At 39.8% G+C, this 22,558-nt stretch carries 20 protein-coding genes and 1 riboswitch; of the genes, 7 read left to right on the forward strand and 13 right to left on the reverse strand.

The annotated features are described in order from the left end of the window. Positions 1-57: 57 nt before the first annotated feature. Positions 58-1,242 (forward strand): S-methyl-5-thioribose kinase, encoded by a 1,185-nt coding sequence (gene mtnK, locus DET59_RS04675; RefSeq protein ID WP_113968433.1) that lies wholly within the window; start codon positions 58-60, stop codon positions 1,240-1,242. Between the two features lie 16 nt (positions 1,243-1,258). Then, complete coding sequence (gene mtnA, locus DET59_RS04680; protein ID WP_113968434.1) at positions 1,259-2,314, forward strand: S-methyl-5-thioribose-1-phosphate isomerase; 1,056 nt, start codon at positions 1,259-1,261, stop codon at positions 2,312-2,314. Between the two features lie 57 nt (positions 2,315-2,371). Here the strand turns inward: mtnA and DET59_RS04685 are convergent, their stop codons facing one another. The 3 genes from DET59_RS04685 to DET59_RS04695 all read right to left on the reverse strand — a co-directional run bounded on the left by DET59_RS04685 (position 2,372) and on the right by DET59_RS04695 (position 5,710). Beyond that, on the reverse strand, positions 2,372-2,959 hold the full coding sequence (locus tag DET59_RS04685; RefSeq protein WP_113968435.1) for a DUF2087 domain-containing protein: 588 nt from the start codon (positions 2,957-2,959) through the stop codon (positions 2,372-2,374). Positions 2,960-3,080: 121 nt separating this feature from the next. Further along, positions 3,081-3,542, reverse strand: coding sequence for a methylated-DNA--[protein]-cysteine S-methyltransferase (locus DET59_RS04690; protein ID WP_113968436.1), 462 nt, complete (start codon positions 3,540-3,542; stop codon positions 3,081-3,083). 14 nt (positions 3,543-3,556) lie between these two features. Beyond that, the gene (locus DET59_RS04695) at positions 3,557-5,710 is read right to left on the reverse strand and encodes a PAS domain S-box protein (RefSeq protein ID WP_113968437.1); all 2,154 of its coding nucleotides are present in this window, start codon (positions 5,708-5,710) and stop codon (positions 3,557-3,559) included. 170 nt (positions 5,711-5,880) lie between these two features. Here DET59_RS04695 and DET59_RS04700 point away from each other — a divergent pair, with 170 nt between their 5' ends. Then, positions 5,881-6,906, forward strand: a complete 1,026-nt coding sequence (locus tag DET59_RS04700; RefSeq protein WP_113968438.1) for an acyltransferase family protein — start codon at positions 5,881-5,883, stop codon at positions 6,904-6,906. Positions 6,907-7,246: 340 nt separating this feature from the next. Continuing rightward, positions 7,247-8,977, forward strand: coding sequence for a B12-binding domain-containing radical SAM protein (locus tag DET59_RS04705; RefSeq protein WP_113968439.1), 1,731 nt, complete (start codon positions 7,247-7,249; stop codon positions 8,975-8,977). A gap of 26 nt (positions 8,978-9,003) precedes the next feature. On the opposite strand, the gene DET59_RS21970 is transcribed toward DET59_RS04705, so the two are convergent. Next, the gene (locus DET59_RS21970; RefSeq protein ID WP_258549568.1) at positions 9,004-9,129 is read right to left on the reverse strand and encodes a hypothetical protein; all 126 of its coding nucleotides are present in this window, start codon (positions 9,127-9,129) and stop codon (positions 9,004-9,006) included. After that, positions 9,129-9,290 (reverse strand): hypothetical protein, encoded by a 162-nt coding sequence (locus DET59_RS21520; RefSeq protein ID WP_181778048.1) that lies wholly within the window; start codon positions 9,288-9,290, stop codon positions 9,129-9,131. The genes DET59_RS21970 and DET59_RS21520 overlap by 1 nt, the downstream gene beginning before the upstream one ends. A gap of 153 nt (positions 9,291-9,443) precedes the next feature. On the opposite strand from DET59_RS21520, the gene DET59_RS04710 reads away from it, so the two are divergent. After that, positions 9,444-9,968 (forward strand): hypothetical protein, encoded by a 525-nt coding sequence (locus DET59_RS04710; protein ID WP_113968440.1) that lies wholly within the window; start codon positions 9,444-9,446, stop codon positions 9,966-9,968. Between the two features lie 27 nt (positions 9,969-9,995). On the opposite strand, the gene DET59_RS04715 is transcribed toward DET59_RS04710, so the two are convergent. After that, a complete protein-coding gene (locus tag DET59_RS04715; protein ID WP_113968441.1) occupies positions 9,996-11,348 on the reverse strand; it encodes a TrkH family potassium uptake protein in 1,353 nt (450 codons plus the stop codon). 265 nt (positions 11,349-11,613) lie between these two features. Between DET59_RS04715 and DET59_RS04720 the strand changes: the two genes are divergently transcribed. Continuing rightward, the gene (locus DET59_RS04720) at positions 11,614-11,814 is read left to right on the forward strand and encodes an alpha/beta-type small acid-soluble spore protein (RefSeq protein WP_044337619.1); all 201 of its coding nucleotides are present in this window, start codon (positions 11,614-11,616) and stop codon (positions 11,812-11,814) included. 79 nt (positions 11,815-11,893) lie between these two features. Here DET59_RS04720 and DET59_RS04725 read toward each other — a convergent pair whose 3' ends face one another. The 7 genes from DET59_RS04725 to DET59_RS04755 form a co-directional block, all read right to left on the reverse strand. Then, the gene (locus DET59_RS04725) at positions 11,894-12,973 is read right to left on the reverse strand and encodes an anti-sigma factor domain-containing protein (RefSeq protein ID WP_113968442.1); all 1,080 of its coding nucleotides are present in this window, start codon (positions 12,971-12,973) and stop codon (positions 11,894-11,896) included. Next, complete coding sequence (gene sigI / locus DET59_RS04730) at positions 12,970-13,725, reverse strand: RNA polymerase sigma factor SigI (RefSeq protein WP_113968443.1); 756 nt, start codon at positions 13,723-13,725, stop codon at positions 12,970-12,972. Before sigI ends, DET59_RS04725 begins: the two co-directional genes overlap by 4 nt. Positions 13,726-13,923: 198 nt before the next feature. Beyond that, positions 13,924-15,090, reverse strand: a complete 1,167-nt coding sequence (locus tag DET59_RS04735; RefSeq protein WP_113968444.1) for a DUF5667 domain-containing protein — start codon at positions 15,088-15,090, stop codon at positions 13,924-13,926. Between the two features lie 199 nt (positions 15,091-15,289). Then, positions 15,290-16,078 carry a TerC family protein gene (locus tag DET59_RS04740; protein ID WP_113968445.1) on the reverse strand — a complete coding sequence of 263 codons (789 nt, stop codon included), beginning with the start codon at positions 16,076-16,078 and terminating at the stop codon, positions 15,290-15,292. Between the two features lie 98 nt (positions 16,079-16,176). Next, positions 16,177-16,274: riboswitch (yybP-ykoY riboswitch) on the reverse strand. A gap of 63 nt (positions 16,275-16,337) precedes the next feature. Next, positions 16,338-16,799, reverse strand: a complete 462-nt coding sequence (locus tag DET59_RS04745; protein WP_113968446.1) for a hypothetical protein — start codon at positions 16,797-16,799, stop codon at positions 16,338-16,340. Between the two features lie 186 nt (positions 16,800-16,985). Next, on the reverse strand, positions 16,986-18,074 hold the full coding sequence (locus tag DET59_RS04750) for an SDR family oxidoreductase (RefSeq protein WP_113968447.1): 1,089 nt from the start codon (positions 18,072-18,074) through the stop codon (positions 16,986-16,988). Between the two features lie 129 nt (positions 18,075-18,203). Then, entirely contained in the window at positions 18,204-21,293 is a 3,090-nt protein-coding gene (locus DET59_RS04755; protein ID WP_113968448.1) for an efflux RND transporter permease subunit, read from the reverse strand. A gap of 196 nt (positions 21,294-21,489) precedes the next feature. On the opposite strand from DET59_RS04755, the gene DET59_RS04760 reads away from it, so the two are divergent. Continuing rightward, positions 21,490-22,362 carry a hypothetical protein gene (locus DET59_RS04760; RefSeq protein WP_113968449.1) on the forward strand — a complete coding sequence of 291 codons (873 nt, stop codon included), beginning with the start codon at positions 21,490-21,492 and terminating at the stop codon, positions 22,360-22,362. The last annotated feature ends 196 nt before the right edge of the window (positions 22,363-22,558 follow it).

Below are 22,558 nucleotides of genomic sequence, written 5' to 3' on the forward strand. Positions count from 1 at the left end.
ACGGAAAAGCCTCCACAACACAGTCTCAATGTGACTGTACTATAAGGAGGAACGACAATGGCGATTACGAAACTCAATACATATCAACCACTTACTGAACAGTCGGCAACTGCGCTGGCGATTGGCTTAAGGATTTTTGAAGATGGCACTCTCTTAACGTGTGAAGAAATTGGAGACGGGAATTTAAATCTGGTCTTTCGTGTATTAGAACGGGAAACAGGTAAAGGAATCATCATCAAACAAGCCCTTCCATATGCGAAGGTTGTAGGCGAAAGCTGGCCGTTGACAATCGAACGGGCAAGAATAGAAGCGAGTGCCCTTAAGCTTCAGCGATCAATTGTAGGGGATCTCGTTCCTGAGGTGTACTATTCTGATCCGACACTTGCGATTACAGTCATGGAAGATTTGAGCGCACTGACCATTGCCCGGGCCGGCCTTATCAAAGGGGAAAAGTATCCCCGGCTCTCCCATGACATTGGAACATTTTTAGCTAATACCTTATATTTCACCTCTGATTATGCCCTTCATCCTTTTAAGAAAAAGGAATACGTGAAAGAATTTTCAAATCCTGAGCTGTGCAAAATCACGGAGGACCTTGTATTCACGGATCCATTCTTCAATAGTGAAACCAATGAATTTGAAGAAGAGCTTTCCCGGGACGTCCAACATTTATGGGATGATTTCACCTTGAAACTCGAGGTGGCCAAATTGAAAAAGAGCTTTCTTACTGAAGGAGAGGCCCTTCTTCATGGAGACCTTCATACGGGAAGCATCTTTGTAGATCAGAATCAAACGAAAGTGATTGATCCCGAGTTTGCCTTTTATGGACCGATCGGCTTTGATATCGGGCAGTTCATTGCCAACCTTATTTTCCAGGCCGTTTCAAAATCTGATGAGGAGGAAACGATTCTCTATCACATCGAGAATACGTGGAACGTCTTCTCCACTGCGTTCTCCCGCCATTGGAAAGAAAGTGGAGACGCCTACACGAAAGTGAATGGCTACCTTGAATATGTATTGGAGAAGAGCTTCCAGGACAGCATCGGCTTTGCAGGATGTGAATGCATCAGAAGGACGATAGGCCTCGCTCATGTTGAAGATCTGGATGCTATCCCGGATAAAGAACGAAGATTACAGGCAAAACGGAACTGCTTGACACTCGGTAAGGAACTGATTATAAAACGAAAACAGATCCATTCGATCGAAGAGCTCCTATCCGTAATAAAGTCCCATTCTGAATAACCAAAAGGAGACTATCATGACACAAACATTGACCATTCCAACTTCACTAGAGTGGCATGAAGATTATTTACTGATTCTTAATCAACAAAAATTGCCTAACATAGTGGAATACATTAAACTGACGACCATTGAAGAGTATTATGATGCGATTATCACACTAAAAGTGAGAGGTGCACCTGCCATTGGCCTCACTGCTGCTTACGGTTTAGCCCAATCTGCATGTCAGTATGAAGTGAAAACGTTAGAGGAATTCATCGACCTGTTTCAACGTGAGAAAAAATATCTCGCCGCTTCACGCCCTACAGCAGTCAACCTGGTTTGGGCTTTGAACCGGTTGGAAAAGGTATTAGAGAAAGTTTCTTCTGTTAATGAAGCGAAAACCAATCTACTCCATGCTGCCATCCAGCTTCATGCAGAAGACGAGGAAGTGTGCCGTCTTATAGGGGAAAATGGATTGAGTGTATTGAAGGATAAACAAATCGTAATGACCATCTGTAATGCCGGGTCCATTGCAACGAGTAAATACGGTACTGCCTTGGCCCCTTTTCATTTAGGAAGAGAAAAAGGAAAAGCGTTTCAGGTATATGCATGTGAGACACGTCCCGTTCTGCAGGGAGCCCGCCTGACCGCTTGGGAGTTACAGCAATCAGGGGTAGATGTCACCCTCATCACAGATAGCATGGCTGCCCATACAATGAAGGAAAAAGGTGTAGAGGCCGTCATTGTCGGGGCTGACCGGATTTCTGCCAACGGGGATACGGCAAATAAAATAGGAACGTCCATGCTTGCCATTGTGTGTAAACATTTCAATATACCCTTTTATGTCGCTGCTCCTTCTTCTACTTTCGATCTATCCAGCTTAGACGGAAACGATATTCCCATAGAAGAGCGTAACCGGGAAGAGATCACAACGATCGCCGGGACGTTGATCGCTCCAGAGAACGTTCATGTTTATAATCCTGCATTCGATGTGACACCTCATGAACTGATTACCGGCATCATCACGGAAAAAGGTGTCCTGTATCCTCACTTCGAGGAAAGTATCCAACAAACCATAGGTATTGAACAATAGCGAAAAGAAGAGCAAGAGATTCCTCCTGCTCTTCTTTTGACTTTCAAATTATTACCCCTATAACTTTGCCGACGCCCACATTTCCCTCGGATTCACTTCATAAATGCTATTTTCCCGATACATAAACTGATGAATGATAAATTCTCTTCTTAAGGTTGCAAAGTCTTCATGAAATTGCTGAATATATTCATTCAAATCTTTTTCCTTATATTTTTCTCCCACTTTTAATCCTTCCACCATATGCTCGAGGATGTATAATTTCTTTTTTTGTTGAGAAGGAATATTTTTGATTCGCCCATTTTTCTCCAGGAAATTATTCATCACCTTCTGCTTTTCTTTCATTCGTTTTTCTTCCATCTTACTGTCCCCTTTCTCATCATGAGCGAACTGATGAAGAACACTCCCATGATGACTCAGTACCTTTTTATTCAAATAGTAGTAAACCGTGTTCTTCTCTCTTCGTGAATAAACAAGATTGCACTCTTTGAGTTTCGTTAGATGATGGGATATTGTCGGGGCGGTGAGTCCAAGTTTTCCCGCAATCGCTCCTACGTGCAGTCTTTCTGATGCCAGTAAATAGACAATCTTGATCCGGGTCGGGTCCCCCATCGTTTTATGAAAAGCTACCTGCTTACTTAATTGCAACAGGTCCCCCCCTTTCTATTTAGATTAGTATCTAATTAGATACTAATCTAAATAGTGAAAAAAATCAATCACTAATAAAAAAAACAGGCCTTCTCCTTATGGAAAATGCCTGTAACTGAGTCTATTTTTCTAACAACAGTAAGATTTGTTTCTTATCCACCTGCTTACCGGCATAGCCTGTAAGTGTGTTATTCTTTCCGATGACACGGTGACATGGGATGATGATGGGAAATCGATTGGCTTTATTCGCTTGTCCCACTGCCCTTACAGCTTTGGGTCTTTGAATCGCTAAGGCTACATCCTGGTAAGACCAGGTTTCACCAAATGGAATCTCCTGCAGGATTTTCCATACTTCTTTCTGAAAAGCTGTTCCTTCTATCTTTAAAGGAAGATCAAATTCTCTTCTCTCTCCTTTAAAGAATTGGCTGATTTGTTCTTGTGCAACCTTTAATATCGGATGATCCGTGTCAGAATCCGCTTTCCCTTCATCTTCCACAAACTGTACCGAAATAAGATGGCTCTGATCTGCTTGAAGCTCTAATTTCCCAATCGGGCTCTCCATCACAATAGCATGAAATGACATGTTGCAGGACTCCTTTAAGATTTAGGTAGATAAATGTGGAAAATCGTTCCTTCCCCTACGATACTCTCAACCTGAACGATTCCTTTATGCTCTTTAATAATTTTAAAGCTTACCATCAGTCCAAGTCCAGTTCCCCGTTCCTTCGTTGTGTAAAAAGGTTCACCAAGCTTTTTAATCTTATCCTTTGATATCCCGCCACCCTGGTCTTTAATGCGAATGTGAATCATTTCATCATCCGTCTCTTGGATCCGGATGGAAATGAACCCACCGTCCGTCATGACTTCAATCGCATTCTTGATGACATTAATGAATACCTGCTTTAACTGATTGGGCTCTGCGATGATGGTCGGGAGGTCCGCTTGGTAGCTCTCCTCGTACTGAACGTTATGCATGACTGCCTGAGCACTTAATAGTTCAACGGTATCTTTCATGATCCTGATTAAATTCGTTTCTTGATATTGAATTGCCTGTGGCTTTGCTAATACCAGAAACTCAGTTATGATGGATTCAATTCTCTGAAACTCAGAAGTAATCACATTAAAGTACATCTCATGATCTTGACCCACACTATTTTCCAACAATTGAATAAAGCCTTTAAGGGCGGTCATCGGATTTCTGATTTCATGGGCAATCCCTGCAGCAAGCTCTCCAACCACACTCAATGTATCTGACTTTCTCAATTGCTCTTGCATTTCAATTTGTTCTGTAATGTCACGAATGATCGTTAAATTTAAATTAGAGAGCAGATTGTACTTGGATGACAGCTCAATGTATTGAACCTTATCCCTATGAGAAGTCAATGTTTTTAAAAATGTCGCCTGTCCGTCTTCTTTCAATTGTTGTAAGTATTCATCATATGATTCTTCATCGGGTTCTATATTCAATATTTCACGTACATCTTTACCAATTAAGTGATCTTTCTCGATATCAATGATCTTACTCACTTCAGGATTTGCGTCTACGACAACATAATTGTGATTGGTAAGAATCAGGCCGTCCAATGAACCTTCGAAGATCTTCCTGAACCTCTCCTCGCTTTCCCGTAATTCCTTCTCCATTTGATAACGCTCACTGACATTTCGGAAGATCGTCATATTATACCCATCAACGGAATGAAGCTTAGAAGTGAATTCCAAATGCTTCAACTGATTGTTAGGCATTAGAAACAATACTTCATCCCTTACAGCACCGCTCCTGTTTAACTGTTCCATGACCAAATCAAACTTTTGGCTTTCCAGCGGATAAACAAAGTCACGGATCCTTTTTGAAAGAAGCTCTGAAAGGGAGCATTCAAAGATCTTCAGGGCAGAAGTGTTCGCTTTAAGTACTCTGCCATCCTGATCCCATAACACAATCGCATCAATCGCTTCTTCGAATAAACCTTTAAACAACTCTTCGTTTCTTTTTAATTGAATCTCCATCTGCCTCTTCTCGGTTACATCCCTAAGGATGGCCATATGAAGCTTGTGATGCACATACGGACTTGTCGTAAATTCCACAATTGAAATGCTGTGTGATTTCTTTATAGGAATTTCCCCACGGGCTTTTTTGTTTTGAGCAATCAGTTCTTTTATCTTTTCAACCTTATAATGGGCATTTTCAGGGATAAATGAGCTTATGTTCCTGTTTGTGATTTCATCCTTTTCCAATCCGACCTGTGAACTGAACGCCTGATTCACGTCGTTAATATTTCCTTCAATATCAAAGAGAACAATTCCTTCTGATGCATTTTGAAAGATATTCGATAACAAATGGACATTCATATGATCTTTCCGCTCTTTTTCCTTTAGTGCCGTTACATCCTTGAAATACAGATAGGCATTAGGGGAAATGGTCGATTTTTTAAGCAATAGTTCAATATGGATGATTTTCTTATCACTAATATTCATCAAGGTTTCATCTTCAAGGTTCGTTCCTGTTTCCATTACTTCCTGATAATGAGCCACAATCGGGGCCGGAACTGAAGAAAAAAAGTTGCTGAACAGTGTGCCTGCAATCCTTTCCTTCGAGGTCTCGAGCGTTTCACATGCTCCTTCATTGGCAAAGACAATTTTCAACTCTTTATTGATCACGAACATCGGCATGGGTGATGCTAAGCAAATTTCCCTATCGACGGGATGACATTCTTCCTTATTCAGCTCTTTCTGTAATTCACTACTATTAGTCATTTCTTCATCCCCTTACTATTTTAAAAGACGACTATTGGCTCAGGTCATTATAGAGTTCGCATAGCTTCCCATACTTTTGGTGATAATTAACAGTGAAATTCATGTTTTACTCATTGTATCCTAGGGTAAGAATGAATTAGGATAAATCTTTTCTAAGAGATGGTGAAGATATGAAACAACGTGACTATTACTTCGACAATGCCAAATTCATTTTGATCTTCCTGGTTGTATTTGGACATTTGATCCGGTCCTATATAGAAAGCGATCCCTTTATCCTTTCTCTGTACAAAACGCTTTACACCTTCCACATGCCAGCCTTCATTCTTGTGGCAGGGTTATTCGCAAAAGGATTTTATAAAAAGGGATATATTCAAAAACTGGCGAAAAGGTTAATACTTCCTTACATTGCGTTTCAATTGATCTACACGGTGTATTACTACTTTCTTTATCAGAAATCAACATTTGAAGTGGATCCACTGAATCCGCACTGGTCATTATGGTTTCTCATCAGTTTATTCTGTTGGAACGCATTATTGTATGTTTTCATCAAGTGGTTTAAGTTCAAGCCCGCCGTCGGTTTGACAATCGCTTTTTCCATCGGCCTGCTTGTAGGATTTGCTGATGTCATTTCAAACTATCTAAGTCTGTCCAGAACATTTGTTTTCTTTCCGATTTTCCTGATGGGCTATTACTTGGATAAGGAGCACTTCGAATATTTTAAAACGAGTAAAGCTCGTATAGTGGCAGGTACATTATTTGTTCTTGTATTTTTAGGAATGTATTTCATCCCTGAATTCTCCGATAAATGGTTACTCGGCTCTAAGCCGTATGGAGACTTCGAAGGGAACAACACCATCAGTTTAGCGGTTAGGGCATTTGTTTACCTGCTGAACGTTGTGATGGTCTTTAGCTTCTTTACCTTTGTCCCTACGAAAAGAAGGTTCTTCACTAAATGGGGCAAAAATACGCTATATGTATACTTGCTCCACGGCTTTCTTATCCGATTATTCCGGGAAAGCCAGCTGAAGGATACCATTGATCCCACTACGAGTTTATTAGTCTTACTCGGTGTATCATTGGTTATGACCATGATTTTCTCGACAAAGTTATTCACAAGCCTAACGCAACCGATAGTGGAATTTAAATCAACCAAACTCCAGAAACTTCTTTCAAAGAGAGAAATGAAAACAAGATAAACCTCACTAGAAAGGGCTGACCCAATAGCAGACACGGGTCAGTCCCTTTTCATGAGTATCTATTCTCTTAAGGTATGCATCGATCATCCTTCTACACAATTTTCAAAAAAACTAACTATTTTATTATACTATTCGTAACTTTTCCTTAAATTCCTTCTAATACTTACAATAAATTTAAATTCATTCCAGACAAACATTGAGCTTTTTCTCTTCCTTAGATAAAATGATAATCAGTACGGTTAATATTAGATGTACGAACATCTCGTATATGTTGGAAAATATGGTTTACAATGGTTCACATGGCTCATCCATGTGAGGTTAGTATAAAAGGAGCTTATTTATGAAGAAAGTCGTTTTAAGTACGTTAAATGCTAAATATATTCACACCAATCTGGCCATTCGTTGTCTGAAGGCCTTTGCAGAGCCAGAACATGAGATAGAATTGGCTGAATACACCATTAAGGATCCCACCCTTAACATCGCTAGTGACTTGTTCTCGAAAAAACCTGATATTATTGGATTCAGCTGTTACATTTGGAATATCGAAGAGACAATCAAAGTGATCAAGATCCTTCGCAAAATCCTGCCTGAGGTAACCATTGTCCTGGGAGGTCCGGAAGTCACATATGATGTTCCCTACTGGTTGGAGCGGCTGGAAGACGTTGACTTTATCGTGATCGGTGAAGGGGAAGAATCCTTTAAGCAGTTATTGGATGAACTGAATGGCGACAGGGACTTTTCAAAGGTCCATGGAGTGGCTTACTTAGCAGATGGAAAGCCGGTCATCAAGCCACAGCAGAATAAAATTGATCTAAGGGAAGTACCTTCACCGTTTCGCTTTCAAGAAGATCTGCCTCAATTGGGTAAAAGGGTGACGTATATCGAGACAAGCAGGGGTTGTCCATTTCGATGTCAATTCTGTCTCTCTTCGATCGAAGTAGGTGTACGTTACTTTGACAGAGAAAAGGTAAAAGATGACATTCGATTCTTAATGAAAAATGGCGCAAAAACCATTAAATTTGTGGACCGTACGTTCAATATCAGCCGTAGCTATGCCATGGAAATGTTTCAATTTCTAATCGACGAACACTTACCTGGAACCGTCTTTCAATTTGAAATCACAGCCGATATCATGAGACCCGAAGTCATTGAATTCCTGAACGAAAATGCCCCAGCAGGGTTATTTCGCTTTGAAATTGGAATCCAATCAACAAATGACGAAACGAATGATCTTGTGATGAGAAAACAAAATTACTCGAAACTGACAAGAACCGTTACGATGGTCAAGGATGGAGGAAAGATCGATCAGCATCTGGATTTGATTGCCGGTCTGCCTGAAGAGGATTACAATTCATTCCGGAAAACGTTCAATGATGTATTTGAACTGCGTCCAGAGGAACTTCAATTAGGATTCCTGAAGATGCTTCGCGGTACAGGCTTAAGGATTCGTGCCAACGATCATCAATATACGTACATGGACCATTCACCTTATGAGATCCTCGGGAACAATGTATTATCCTTTGATGATATCGTTAGAATCAAACAGGTTGAAGATGTATTAGAAAAGTATTGGAACGATCATCGTATGGACCGGACGATCGAATATCTGGTGACCGAATGCTTTGAGACACCATTCGATTTCTTCCAACTATTCGGCTCCTACTGGGAAAATCGTGGTTGGTCAAGAATCGGACATCAACTCGAGGATTTGTTTAAAAGACTGCATGAGTTCTTATTTACAGAGACAAGCTACAACATTTCGATTATTGAAGGTCTAATGAAACTGGATTATTTGGAGAATCAGAAGTACAAACCAAGAAAGCCTTGGTGGACACATGAACTGACCAAAGAAGAAAGGTCTGCGATATATCAAACCTTGCTGTCACAACCATCTATCGCAGGTGAATCTTTCGCTAGGCTAAACTTAAATGAAAAAGAATTGTATAAGCATACACTCCTTGAAACGATTCAGTCGAAGGATGGACAAGATCAGTTTGTATTAGCTTACTTTGAGCCAGCCTCGGGTCAATCTACCGTATTTGAGTTTGACCGACAATCTGTTTCACTATAAACAAGAAAAAATGTTAAGCGAACTGCTTAACATTTTTTCTTGTTTTCTTTTGCTTTTGGCTGTTTTTGTGTCACTTCCAGAATCTTAGCCGCATTAACATCTCCAAATTCCTGACCAAATTCTTCACGGAAAGATTGTTTTTTATCCTTCATCAGCTTCTGCCCTTCATCCCTTTAGAAGAGTTTCTATTCTTTCCCTTCGCAGGATCTTCTGCTTGTGAGAATTCAGCGGAGAATTCTGCCTCTTGCTTATTCTTTAAAGGTGTTTGATTATTCTTTTCAGCAGCATTATACTGAGCTTTACGTTTCATCATTAACTCATCTCCTTTGTATCCTTACTTTCCCCACCCGATACTCTTTCCATTCCGAAAGAGTCCGCGAAAGGTATTCCATTACTAGAAGAAAAAGTCTGAATAAATGAAGCATATAACCAAAAACTATGCAAAAATGCTAAATGAGGATATAACATGATACTTGTCTTCTTATTTTGTTACGCTCTACTTGGATGGAAATTCGGGAATTGGAAAGATTTCTACAGCTATTATCCAACATTGTTGTTTTTTATTATTGGAGACCTACTTTCACAGTTTCTTTTGTATGACTACTCTATGTGGAAATTCCATGCGATTACAGCATTCGGCGATCACATCAGCCTGAATCATACGATCATTTCCCTGTGTAAAATGCTTGTTCAATACACCTCAACCATTTCCATCTTTATCGGCAGGCTCCCCTCGACATACCGGGGGAAAATAGCCTGGATACTATTGTGGACGGGTATTTATGGTGTGACGGAAGGCTTATCCCATTTACTTGGAATGATGACCTATCACAACGGCTGGCATTTGGGATGGGATATCCTATTTAATATCATGATGTTCACCGTACTCATTGTTCATCATAAAAACCCGTTGGTAGGATGGATTATATCCTTCCCCATCATTCTCTTCCTTTGGCTTTACTTTGATGTTCCCTATTCTGTGCTCAAATAAAAAAACGATGCGGCATGCATCGTTTTTCTATCCAATAATGACCCTTTCCTTTGGATAATGATATTTGGTTGTTTTTTCTTTTCCACCTATCATAAACAAGAAGGAAAGTATGCCGACACGTCCTATAAACATGAGGCCTATAATCACGCTCTTTCCAATTGTTGAAAGGTCAGATGTGATTCCCAATGATAAACCTGTGGTTCCAAAGGCTGAAGCTACTTCAAATATTATTTCAATCAGACTGTGGTCTTCTGTAATCGTTAGGATTACCACCGCTACAAAGCACATAAGGACGGCCACCATCGTAACGACTAGGGACTTAATGATGTCCTGTTCGTGCACTTCTCTCCTAAAGACCTTGATCGTTTTATTGCCCCTGGCGAAGTGGAATAAGAACAAAATATTCAGGGCAAAGGTCGTTGTCCTAATTCCCCCACCCACTGAGCTTGGAGAGGCCCCGATGAACATTAGCGCACTCATCACCATTAAAGTCGGAGTTGAAAATTCAGCGACATTCATGGTGGCTAGTCCTCCACTCCTAGTGGATGCAGACTGAAATAATGAATAAAAGAATGATTCATGCCAGGTCATTCCTGCAAAAAATTGATCATATTCGAATAACCAAATAATTAAAGTCCCAAATACCAACAATAGCCCAAAAGTAATGGTTGTAATTTTAGTAAACAAGGAAAAATGATGTTTATTTCGGTGCTTATTCAATAGATAGTCTTTTGTTTCAATCAATACGGGAAATCCTATTGCACCTAATGTAATTAAAATAATGGTAATAAATTGAACAAAATAGTCATTTTTATATGGAATAAGTGACTGACCAGTGATATCAAAGCCAGCGTTAGTTGTTGCACTTACTGAGGCGAAGAGTCCATGTATGAAAGCTTCCTGCCAACTTGGATAATAGCTTAAAAAATATACCCCTAATATGAATGCACCTACTAGTTCAATAATAATGATGATGAGGAGTATTTGTTTTAATAGATGAACAAGACCCGACAAGTTGGATTGATTTTGATCCATCATAATCAACCGTCGTTCTTTCAAACCAATTTTCTTTCCTACTAAAAGCCAGAAAAACGTTCCAAGGGTCATGATTCCAATTCCACCGAACTGTAAAACAAATATCAATAAGAAAATCCCTACTGTGTTAAACGTATCCGCAGTACTAACAACCGTCAAGCCTGTTACGCTGACGGCACTGACAGAAGTGAAAATAGCATCAATAAAACTCCACTCTGCCCCGGGTTTATGGGCAAATGGTAAGCTCAAAAGAATCGTCGCCACAGTCACAGCGATAAGGTAAAAGGTCACAATGACTTGAGCTGGAGTCAATTTATTCAAATTTAATCTAAGTTTATACCACATATCTGTTTTTCCCTTTCAAGGTTATTTCCTTTTCTATCTTAATGAATATGTACGAAGAATGAAAGGAAAAATGGGTAATTTCCTATATGTTTATTCTTTCTTTAAGGAAAGCAGCTTAAACCATCAAGTATCCGTGATTCATTTCCTCCCATACAAACTATACAATTTCGGCGAAATATTACCATTCATGTTCGAAGAAATAAGACAAATAATAGTACTACAGAAACATCATTGTTTCAAGTCTACTACTAAGGAGGAAACAACCATGGCAAGAAGCAGTAATAAATTACTCGTTCCTGGTGTTGAACAATACCTTGATCAAGTGAAATATGAAATCGCTCAAGAGTTTGGTGTGACACTCGGATCAGATACAGTAGCTCGCTCTAACGGATCCGTTGGAGGAGAAATTACAAAACGACTGGTTAAACAAGCTCAATCTCAACTTTCCGGACAACAAACTAAATAATATTGGCTTGGGGTAGCTGGATTCACCAGCTACCCCTTTTAAATGAGAACGACCCATTTAATAAATGGGTCGCTGTTTATTAGTCTTTATCTTTTTTACTCTCTTTTTTTTCTTGATGATCATTTTTCTTTACTTCGTTATTCTTTTCGTGATTATCACGGTTTTCTTTGCCTCTGGTTTGATCTTTATCTCCCTGTTTAGAAGAACCATTGTGTTTCCCATTGGACTCATTCCATTTGTGGTGGTCAGATGAATTGCTTTTGCCCTGGGATTGTGCAGGTTTTTCTTGAGGCTTATTTTCATTTGAAAGAGGTTTATTATTTTTTGGATGGTTCTCAGGTTTCGATGGTTTCTGCTTCTTCTCTTCAGATGGTAACTCCACATTTTGACTCTCGACCTTTGAATTCTCCTCTTTCTTCATTCCCTCTTTAAGCACATCTTGCTCTTTACTATCCTCTATAGGATCACTTGCCGGTTTCGGTGCTTCAACTTTTTCAGTTTCCCGTAATAAAGACCCCGCAGTCATTCCTTTATCAGAAGCTTCTTCTCTCATTTCCTGCGATGTTTCTTTCACCGTAATGTTCATGTTGTGATCTGTGCTGTATTCTTGAACAAACTTATTTATTTCAGCAACCAAATCATCTTCACTCTGACCATTTGAATCCTCAATAAATGAAGAGGTGATGAGAACATTTTGATTCTCTTTTAAATATCCCAATTCCTCGCATAACAGGAAGATTTCCTCTGTCACTTCACTTACATCCATGTTATCCCAGTCAACTAACTCTTTTAGAAGCAATTTGGCATCTTCATTGTAAGGGGTAATCTTGATCACCTGTTGTTTTTCATTCAGTGTCAATTCCATACTTGGATTGATATCGACAGACACATAGGCATATGCCTGGTTATCCTGTAAGAAATCACTTGAAAACAGGGTGAGGATGATGATGATAGTTGTTAATAATGCAGTCGATACTTTCCAATTCCATTTAATAGATGGTTTGGCGATAGCAGTTTCATGATGCAAAGGAAAGAAAGGAATTTCATCTCCAATTGTATAATTTTGATTGGGCTGCCTTCTTCCCGTCAGAAATTCCCCTTCTGACGTCATCATAACGAGGATATCACGTCTAATTTCCATAATAATCCCATTTTTCATATCTCTAACCGCCCTTTTAAGTAATCCCGTAAATACACATAATCTCCAATAAGAATAAGAGTAATGGCAATAATATATTTTCTATTTCTCTCAATTGTTTTTCTACTAACGTTTACCTGTTTCTCTAATTTTTTTATGGGTAATCGTTTCTTTTCAAGGAGGTACTCCAATAATTCCTTGGAATTCACCACCGTTTTAGCAATGTCAATGGCATTCAGTCTGGCATCTTCATGCTTAGGTGATTGTTCGACCAGCTCATGGAAGGATAATTTGAAGTGAGAAAGATGTTCTTGGAAAGAGATGATCTCTTCACGCCTCTTCGTTCCTTCCTGCTGCTTCCCATATTCTTCAACTGAGACAATTTGCTCGATTGTTAAATTAGGGTTCTCTTCATCATCCTCAACCAGACTCATGTCGATGCTCACATCCTGATACCTTCCGTTTTTTCTGATATAATCTATTACTTTCCGTTTGATGATTACTTCAGAAAAACTAATGATGGATGACCCTCGCTGATGATTATATTTTAAGATAGCGTCATGAAAGGCAATAAGACCGATGCTGAATTCATCATCACTTTCATAGATATACCGCTTGCAGACTGAAGATACCGTCTTTTTTATAAATGGCTTATAGTCTTCCAGAACTATGTTCAGTAATTGTTCATCACCATTTTGTATTCGTATCGCCATGTCTTCGAGCGTTTGTTTCTTCTTTTGTTTGGCTAGTAAAATCAGTATTACATTTAGCATCAGTCTCACTCCATCCTGCACACTATTATACTCATATGAAGTTGATATTAAAAGGATAATAGAGAGGAAGGGGTACTGCTTAAGTAATCTTTACAGATGCAATCAACTCAGTAATTGAAGTCTCACTTTAAGTTCAGCATCCCCTTCGAGACTGACGAATCATTAGTTTCAGCCTATCCTGAAGCTATTGCTTTATACTTAGTCTTTATTGTGACCCTTGCCGTTTTCTTTTCCGCTTTTACTGTTCTGACCCTGGTGTTCCTTCTGTTTTGAAGCTGGCTGATGCTGTTTCTTTTCTACTTTAACATCATGACGAGCTTGTTTTTCCTCGTTTTTCATTTGTTTACGAACTTCTTTTGCTTCTTTTTTCTCTTGCTTTTGTTGTTGCTTTAATTCTTTTTTCTCTTCTTCTTCTACATGTTTAACTTTTACTGGGGCAGTCTTTGCTGCTTGAGGAGATTCCTGAATTGTATTTTCAGCTGTATCCTCATCATTTGTTGTATCGGTTGGTGCTGATTCCTCAACTGTTGTTTCAGGGTCTTCCACTACCAATTCATCGGATTCTGTTTCTTCTTGAGCATTTGCTTTTTTCGCCCATTTCTCTTCAAGTTTTGCAAGCTTTTCGGCTAATTTCATATAGCTCTTCTCAATATTTTTTTGAAGGGCGGCTTTCGCTTTAGGGTTCTTCACTTTCTCCAGATTAGCTTGAAGTGCGATGATATTTTGTGACATTAATTCTTCCATTTCCGTCATTTCATCCGATTTTTCTTCGGAATCTGATTCTTCTACAGTTTCTTCATCATTACTTTCTTTGATTTCTTCCGTTTCAATGTTTTCCTCTTCAGTATTCGATTCAACTGTGGTTTCGTCCGCTGACTCTCCCATTGATTCATCGCTAGAAGCTTCTTCGTTCTCACCGTGTGATGATTCGTCTCCAGAACGTTGAATCATTTCAATGGCATGATTGATTGCTTCGATGGCTTCCTCTTCTTTTCCTTCTTCAAATAAAGCTTCTACTTCAGCAAGCCTTTCTGCTGCATACTCTGCAAGTAATTTTGCTTCTTTCGCATCATCCATCGTAAAGGCAAGCTTCACTTTCTCTAAAGCAAGCTTAGCAAAATAGAAGAAATCACCAGGAAGTAATGATGGGGTTTCCGTCTTTTCCAGTTCTTCAATTTCTTTTTTAGCAGAATCAATCATGGCTTCGTCATTCACTGCAACGCCTGTACTGCCCTTTTGCTCAATTGTAACCGTGTCGAACGTTTTTTCATCGTTATTCGCATAAGCCAATGAACCTGAAAAGCTAATAGATCCTGCCACTAATACAGCTAAAGATGATTTCATTAATTTGGAATATTTTGTCATATGTACACCTCGGAAGTTAAGTTTTATTGGTCGATCGATCGCCTTATTAAAGGAGTTACGTTAAGAGAATTTTTTTTGAGGGGGTTTATACAAATAAAAATTGAAAAAGTTCTCATAAAGGAGAGGGATGGTAGACATATGCTTCCTCATAGCAAAAAAGCTAACGTGAATTTTTCTCACGTTAGCTTTCGATTTTTCTTTATTCGGCTTTGGCTTCTTTGGCTTCTTCTTTGGCTTCTTCCTGTTTTGCTTTCTTTCGTGATAATAAATATCCTCCAACTGATAAAAGGATTAAAACGGTCCAGAAGACGAGCTTCCAAGGCTTCGATTCAGGAAAATGGTGATCCAGAATCGCTACATCAGGATGAGCAAGCGTAAAGACAGCCAGCTTCACCCCAACCCAACCAACAATTAAAAACGCCGCTGATTCCAATGTAGGATATTTCTCCAATAGCTTCACAAACCATGTTGCAGCAAATCGCATGATCACCAAGCCGATGATTCCACCAAGGAACATGACGATAAACTGACCTCCATCAATTCCACCGACATCAAACCATCCGGTTGGCTGCAAAGTAACCGCTAAAGCTACGGCAGCTAACATGGAGTCAACTGCAAAGGCGATGTCTGCAAGCTCTACCTTCAATACCGTCGTCCAGAAACCTGAGCCCTTGTTAGACTCTGACTCGACAACTCCCGTATCTTTCCTCTTTTTAACGAAATGATGAATCGACACATAGAATAAATAAATGGCCCCGATGGCTTGAACCTGCCATACATTCACTAAGAACGAAATGAGGAATAGTGCAGCAAATCTAAAGACAAAAGCTCCCAGCAGACCATAAAAGAGTGCTTTCTTTCTTTGTTCTACCGGCAGATGTTTAACCATGACTGCCATAACAACTGCATTATCGGCAGCCAGAATTCCTTCAAGACCAACAAGGATGAGCAGCACCCAACCATATTCCAATAACATTGAAGCATCCATTAATGTAAGTCCCTCCTATTTACACAATTAGTTTTCCAATAGGCAAGGATTTTTATAAAATAAAAAGACCCTTGCCTAAAAAAGGCAAAGGTCTTGCTGAGCATAATCATTATGCCAACAAAGCCGATGGAATAATCCATGAACTGACGACTTTGTTTAGGTATGAAACCTATAGCTACTCCCCTTTGACAGGTAGAAAACGTTTAAGTTGTATAGCCATATCTTACCTCATGAATGACGTTTCGTAAAGAGATAATACTTAATGGATCCGGAGGAGGATTGATCGAATGATTAGTCCAAGCACCACTCCGGGAATCACGAACAACATCGGCAAAAAGACAGGTCCGATAAATTCACCAAATAAATATACCTTCGGAGAGTACATCAAGCCAACGGTCACCATATAAGCAGACAAGACAAAGGGTAAAAATATATAAGGTTCTTCCTTGGTTTGAGCAAGCTTATAAGCATCCCACATGGCAAACATATAAAGACATGGATAAAACATCAACCATTGATAATCAATGACAGAAGCTGCTTTATGGGTTTCCCCTAAAAAACTATACATAATCCCTTGATTGAAGTTACTTTGGACATTGATAATAATCTCAAGAAGCACAAATAACGTTCCCTTAAACCAAAGTCCAACCAGTAATTGCGGAAAACCAGGGAGAGCGATGCTCCATAGAATTCCTTCTAATTTTGTAATAGAAGTTTTCATGGGCATCCCGGCAATTGGCGTTGAAGTGAATGAATGATAGGATGTATGTACCGGATCGGATCTTGCGTAAGGGAAAATGACATCTCGAGAATCCTCCTATTGATGCTTCTCCCATTATTTTTACCATTTCCCTCCCAATTATTACGAGGATTAAGACACTATCTGACAATCTTCATGAATTCTTCCTCAATTAATCTTCACATGTAATTTTTCGTTAGAAGAATGTTCAAGATAAAATTCAACCATTTTTTCAATTTGACTTGAGAGGGTTGGGCATTGAATGTGAGATCCTCTTAAGTCTTCTTGAGCATATTGACAATTAAACCTTCCTTCAAGTGTAAAATAATCAAGCGCTTCACGTTCTACCTTCAAGTATCTGCGTACAAACCGAAAGCCCAGTGCCCAATTGGAAAGAGATAAGGGAACTTTCCCCCGAGGCTGTTTCTTGTACATATGCCATAGAATCTGTTCATACACTTCCTTTACCGTCACTGGTTGTGGATCGGTAAGGTGATAGGTTTTTCCTGTTCCGATCCCTTCATGGCCGAGGTATATCGAAGCCCGGACGACATATTCGACGGGAACGATATTGATGAGGGCATTTCCTTCTCCGAGAAAGGGTATCCAGGGTAAAAAGGATAATCGCTTAAACATATTCATAATAAAATACGGACCATCAAACTTAACTGTCTCACCCGTCTTTGAACTTCCTTTAACGATACCGGGACGGATGATCGTAATCGGCAGGATTCCCTTCAGTTCCGAAACGCATACCTCTGCTTCATACTTTGTCTGTTCGTAGAAATTATTAAAGCGGTCAGGACACAGAAGCTCCTTCTCATAAATCTCTCCTTTACGTGTACCGGCCACAAACGCAGTAGAGAAATAAACATATCTCTTTAATCGGTGAAGAGTTTCACAGAAAGAATTAACGTGCCGTGTTCCCTCGACGTTTACTTTATATGCAAGATTTTCAGGCACGGCAAGATCATAGATGGCAGCCAAGTGCCAGACATACTCCACTGTTTCACGTATTTCAGCTATGTTCCCTTCTGACATTCCAAGATCAGGTTGTGTAATGTCCCCCTGGACTAAAATGAGGTCGGTTTCCTTATTTCCTGCAAGCTTACCGGCTAATTCCTCTGCTTCTTCAGTCATAGTGGCTAAATGAAGCAAGTAGATCGATGACGCCTTTTCTTGACTAATTAATTCTTCCACAATATTAAGACTCAAAAACCCTGGAAACCCCGTGATTAAATAGTTCCCTTTCTTCATATCGATTCCCCCCCCCGCCAAGGACTTCTTTCAAAATGGGTAATAAAAAAAGCTAACCTGCAGTCTAAGGTACCTGCTCGATTTGAGGAGATGACTACTTAGCTGTCAGGTTGGCTCGTTTGACTTTGACTATTCTTTATTACCGTATGCTTCACGATTTCTCTTCATTCTTCTCGTTTCTTTATCAAAGAAACTGTATACGATGGGAATGACATAAATCGTTAACAGTGTGCTGCTTATTAATCCACCAATGACGGCTATCCCCATCGGCTGATTGATCTCAGTACCTTCCCCGAGTCCCAGGGCAAGAGGTAACAAGCCAAGTATAGTCGTCAATGCGGTCATTAATATCGGCCGTGCCCGGTCTTGAACCGCTTCAACAATACTATCAAAGCTATTGATTCCTGATTCTTTACGCTGGTTGATGTAATCAACAATCACAATCGCATTGTTTACAACAATGCCTGCCAGGACAATGACACCAATGATCGCTGAAATGCTTATAGGTGTTTGTGTTACAGCCAGCGCTATTGCGACCCCGATGACCATGAGCGGCACTGTAAACATAATGACGAATGGATATTTAAAGGATTCAAACTGTGCAGCCATGACCATATACACAAGAATAATTGCCAGTCCAAGTGCAAGTGCCATATCGTCAATGGAATCTTCCAGTAACTCCCTGTCACCACTGAATGAAACCAATGTCTCATTCGGAAGTTCCAAAGATTCTATCTTCTCATCCACAGCTTTCGAGATTGCCCCGAGATTGGTGGACGAAGAATACTTCAAAGTGAATTGAACGGCGTGCTGCTGATCGATTCTCTGTATACTGACAGGACCATCTTCTATCGAAAAATCCACTACAGAATTTAATTGAATATACTTCCCTTGTCCGTTAGGGATAAGTAGTTTCTTCAGGGAGTCAAGATTCTCCGTAATATTACGGTCATATTGTACAAGGACGTTTATGACATCAGACGTTTCTGTAACCATTTGAGTCGCCAATACACCTCGTGTTACATCCTGTACAAGTGTGCCTATTTGAGCTGGTGCCAACCCTTGTTCGAGAGCTTTGTCACGGTTCACTTTCATTTGGACTTCTTTGACCGTTTCCATTTGATCCGTCGTTACTTCTGAGACGTTTTCCATACCCTTCAAAGAATGGAATAATGTATCGACAGATTGATCCAATCGATTTGGATCTGTATCCCTTAAATTGAACGTCAGGGTTTGAGGGCTGGAACCTGATGTTGACTGAAGGTTAAAAGAAATTTCCGATGAATCATTTACCTTCTTTGCAGCTTTTTCTATCTCAGGTTTTACTTCATCTGCAAAAGTGAATATGGATCTCCCACGATCTTCTAAAGGCTTCATTTTCACGTACACTTCAGCAATATTCCCTTTTGAACTTCCTCTAAAGGACTCTTCCTGAGTTGTACCGACCAGGCTTACAAAAACATCGACATCTTTTTCCTTTTCCAGCCTATCTTCAATTGCATTTACAACTTTGTTTGTCTCTTCCACGGATGCTCCATTATCTAATTCGACCCTCATATTGAAAAACCCTTCATCCGTTGGAGGTAAAAACTGTGTTCCTACTGTCGTCAAGCCGAAACCGCCTGCGACCAGAGTGAGAGCCGTAATAAACAGGACGATGAATCGGTGACGAAGGGCCCACTTGATAGATCTCGCAAATGTTTTTCTGCTTTTTGAGCGCCTACGCTTCGCTTCGAGATTTCCTTTAGGCTTCTTCAATAATCTGCTTGCTAACATCGGGATGACCGTTAAGGCTACAACGAGGGATGCTAATAAGCTAAAAGAAATGGTCAGGGCAAATTCGGTAAATAATTCACCAAGCAAACCTGAAATAAAGACAACAGGTAAAAACACTGCAACTGTTGTTAAAGTAGATGCCGTAATGGCTCCACCCACTTCTTTGGCTCCGATACTCGCAGCCTCTCTCGGTGTTTTCCCAAGGGAAAGGTGCCGATAAATATTTTCAATGACAACAATGGCATTATCCACAAGCATTCCAATTCCAAGGGCAAGTGCTCCGAGAGTCATGATATTCAAAGCAAAATCAGCAAAGAACATTAAGACAAATGTAACGATGACAGAGTATGGAATCGCCACACCAATGATTAACGGACTCTTTACATTCTTCAGGAATAGAAATAGAACAAGCATGGCAAAAGCCCCGCCAATGATAAGGGAATTTGCAATATTTCCTATCGCTTGGGTAATGTAGTCCCCCTGATCAAAGAGAATGTCTGCTTTGATTGATTTGTATTGGTCTTGTTGAAGTAGACGATCCAGCTCATCTTGAAAGGCTTTTGAAACAGAAGCTGTGTTTGCGTCCGATTGTTGTAACACGCTAAAAAGGATGGCAGAGTCCTGATTGGCACGAGTGATCGTATTCGTGTCCTGCTGCTTCTTCTCAACAGCCGCCACTTCCCCAAGGGTGATCTTCTTACCATTTTGAGGATTCACTTGAAGCACCAATTTTTCCAGCTCATCAACGGACTGTAATTCACTCATGACACGGGTGGTTAAGGTTTGTCCATCAGTTTCTATGGTATCCCCAGGTGATGTTATATTATTTGCTCTAATCGTGTTAATAACGTCAGATTGACTTAAACGATTATCTTTCAGCGCTTGTTGATTTAATTCAATGACCACTTCATCCTGGAGTGAACCAGAAACGTTTACATTGGCCACTCCTTCAACCCGGGTTAATTCCAACTTCAAATTCTCGGATAGCGTTTTTAAATTACTTTCCTTACCCTCTTCACGCAAAGAGAATTGAATGATAGGAAATTGGGCCGGATCGAACTTAAGAAACCTGGGGTTATCCGCCCCATCCGGAAGTGGGTTTTGATCTATTCTTTGAAGTACATCATTTTCTATCTCATCAATGGAGGTTGTCCATGAAAATTCAAGGAGAATGAAGTTTGAGCCTTCACTGGAAGTAGATTGGATGTTTTTCATTCCTGGTAAAGTGGACAAGCTCTCTTCCAGTGGTTTCGTCAACTTTTCCACCACTTCTTCAGGACTTGCGCCAGGATAATTAGTCACGACGACCCCAACTGGAGGATTTAGATCAGGAATGAGCTTTAATGGGATTCGGAGGAGGGAAACTCCTCCAAGAATAAGAATGAGTAGCATGGTGACAATGGTGAATACAGGACGGCGTATGGAAAAATCACTAATTTTCAAACGGGTGCTCCCCTTTCTATATCTATATCGTTCACTACGGTTTGGAAGCAGTTAATGTTAACTATAGTCTCTTCAGGAAAATCCTTCAATATTAAAGCGGCTACAATAGAAAATGTTCACAAATAATTCACCTCGATAAATAAATACACCCAATCTGTAAACACTATTTTTATACTGAAACGTTAGGAGCAATAGCATGGCGAATTGGGTTCCATTTGTATCCCTTAGTCTTATCAGCATTATCCTGTTAGTCATAATTGTCGTTAAGAACCGTCATATGTCTGCTCGGATTTTATTATTTTGGCTTTTCATTTCCGGCTTAGCTTATGTATTCGAATATATCATCTTTGTTTTATTTAACAGCTATACGTATCATCCCCATATAATATCGAATAATTACAATGACAGTGTGTTAGGATCGATTAGTTCTCAAGCCTTTTCTGTGCCGATCGCCCTCACGTATATTGTTGTCTATCATTTAAGAGCGACACGGATTGCCTTGATCATTGGTTTATTCTTTCTCATTGAAACATGGTTCACCTATTCAAATTTGTATGAACACCATTGGTGGCAATCGTATTACACATCATTTTTCTTACTCATTTCTGTCATCCTGTCTAAAGTGTGGTGGAAGCTGCTTGAAGATGATCCTAATCACTATGTACTATTCATTACCTTGTTTTTTGCTCTGTCGACCGTCTCTCTTTCATTTGCCTGGATTCTATCATCCCTTTTGGAACTATATATCATCCCATTGAATCATTTCTCTAATCCTACGCGGGACTTGATTGCGGGAAATGCGATATACATTTGGTTTACCACCTACTTTTATGCACTGGTTATCTTTTTTAGAAATAAGGATAAGCAATATGCACTGTTGACCATCCTTTTCCTGTTAACCATAGAAGTATTCATGGTCCAAGAAGGTGTATTGCTATTAAAAAGCCCGATCATGATAATGATACTTCCCCTTTTTCATTTTTCTGTGATTGCAATTGGCGGATACTATTACAATCATCATTTCCCTAATTATGTTGAAATCACACGAAAAGGACTGCCCTCTCGATAATTCATCTTTATAATAAATGAGATGAATAACCAGGACAGTCCTTTTTAGTGGCTATTTTGTTTAAGATTTGCATTTAAGATGAGTGTAGAAAGAATCATGGTCCGTTCCTTTCCGCTCCAGGCACTTGCTTTCCGCGGGGAGGAAGTCGAGCCTCCTCGACGTTCCGTCTGTGGGGTCTCGACCTTTCCTCTATTTC

Source organism: Rossellomorea aquimaris (assembly GCF_003315075.1).
Taxonomy (GTDB): domain Bacteria; phylum Bacillota; class Bacilli; order Bacillales; family Bacillaceae_B; genus Rossellomorea; species Rossellomorea aquimaris_C.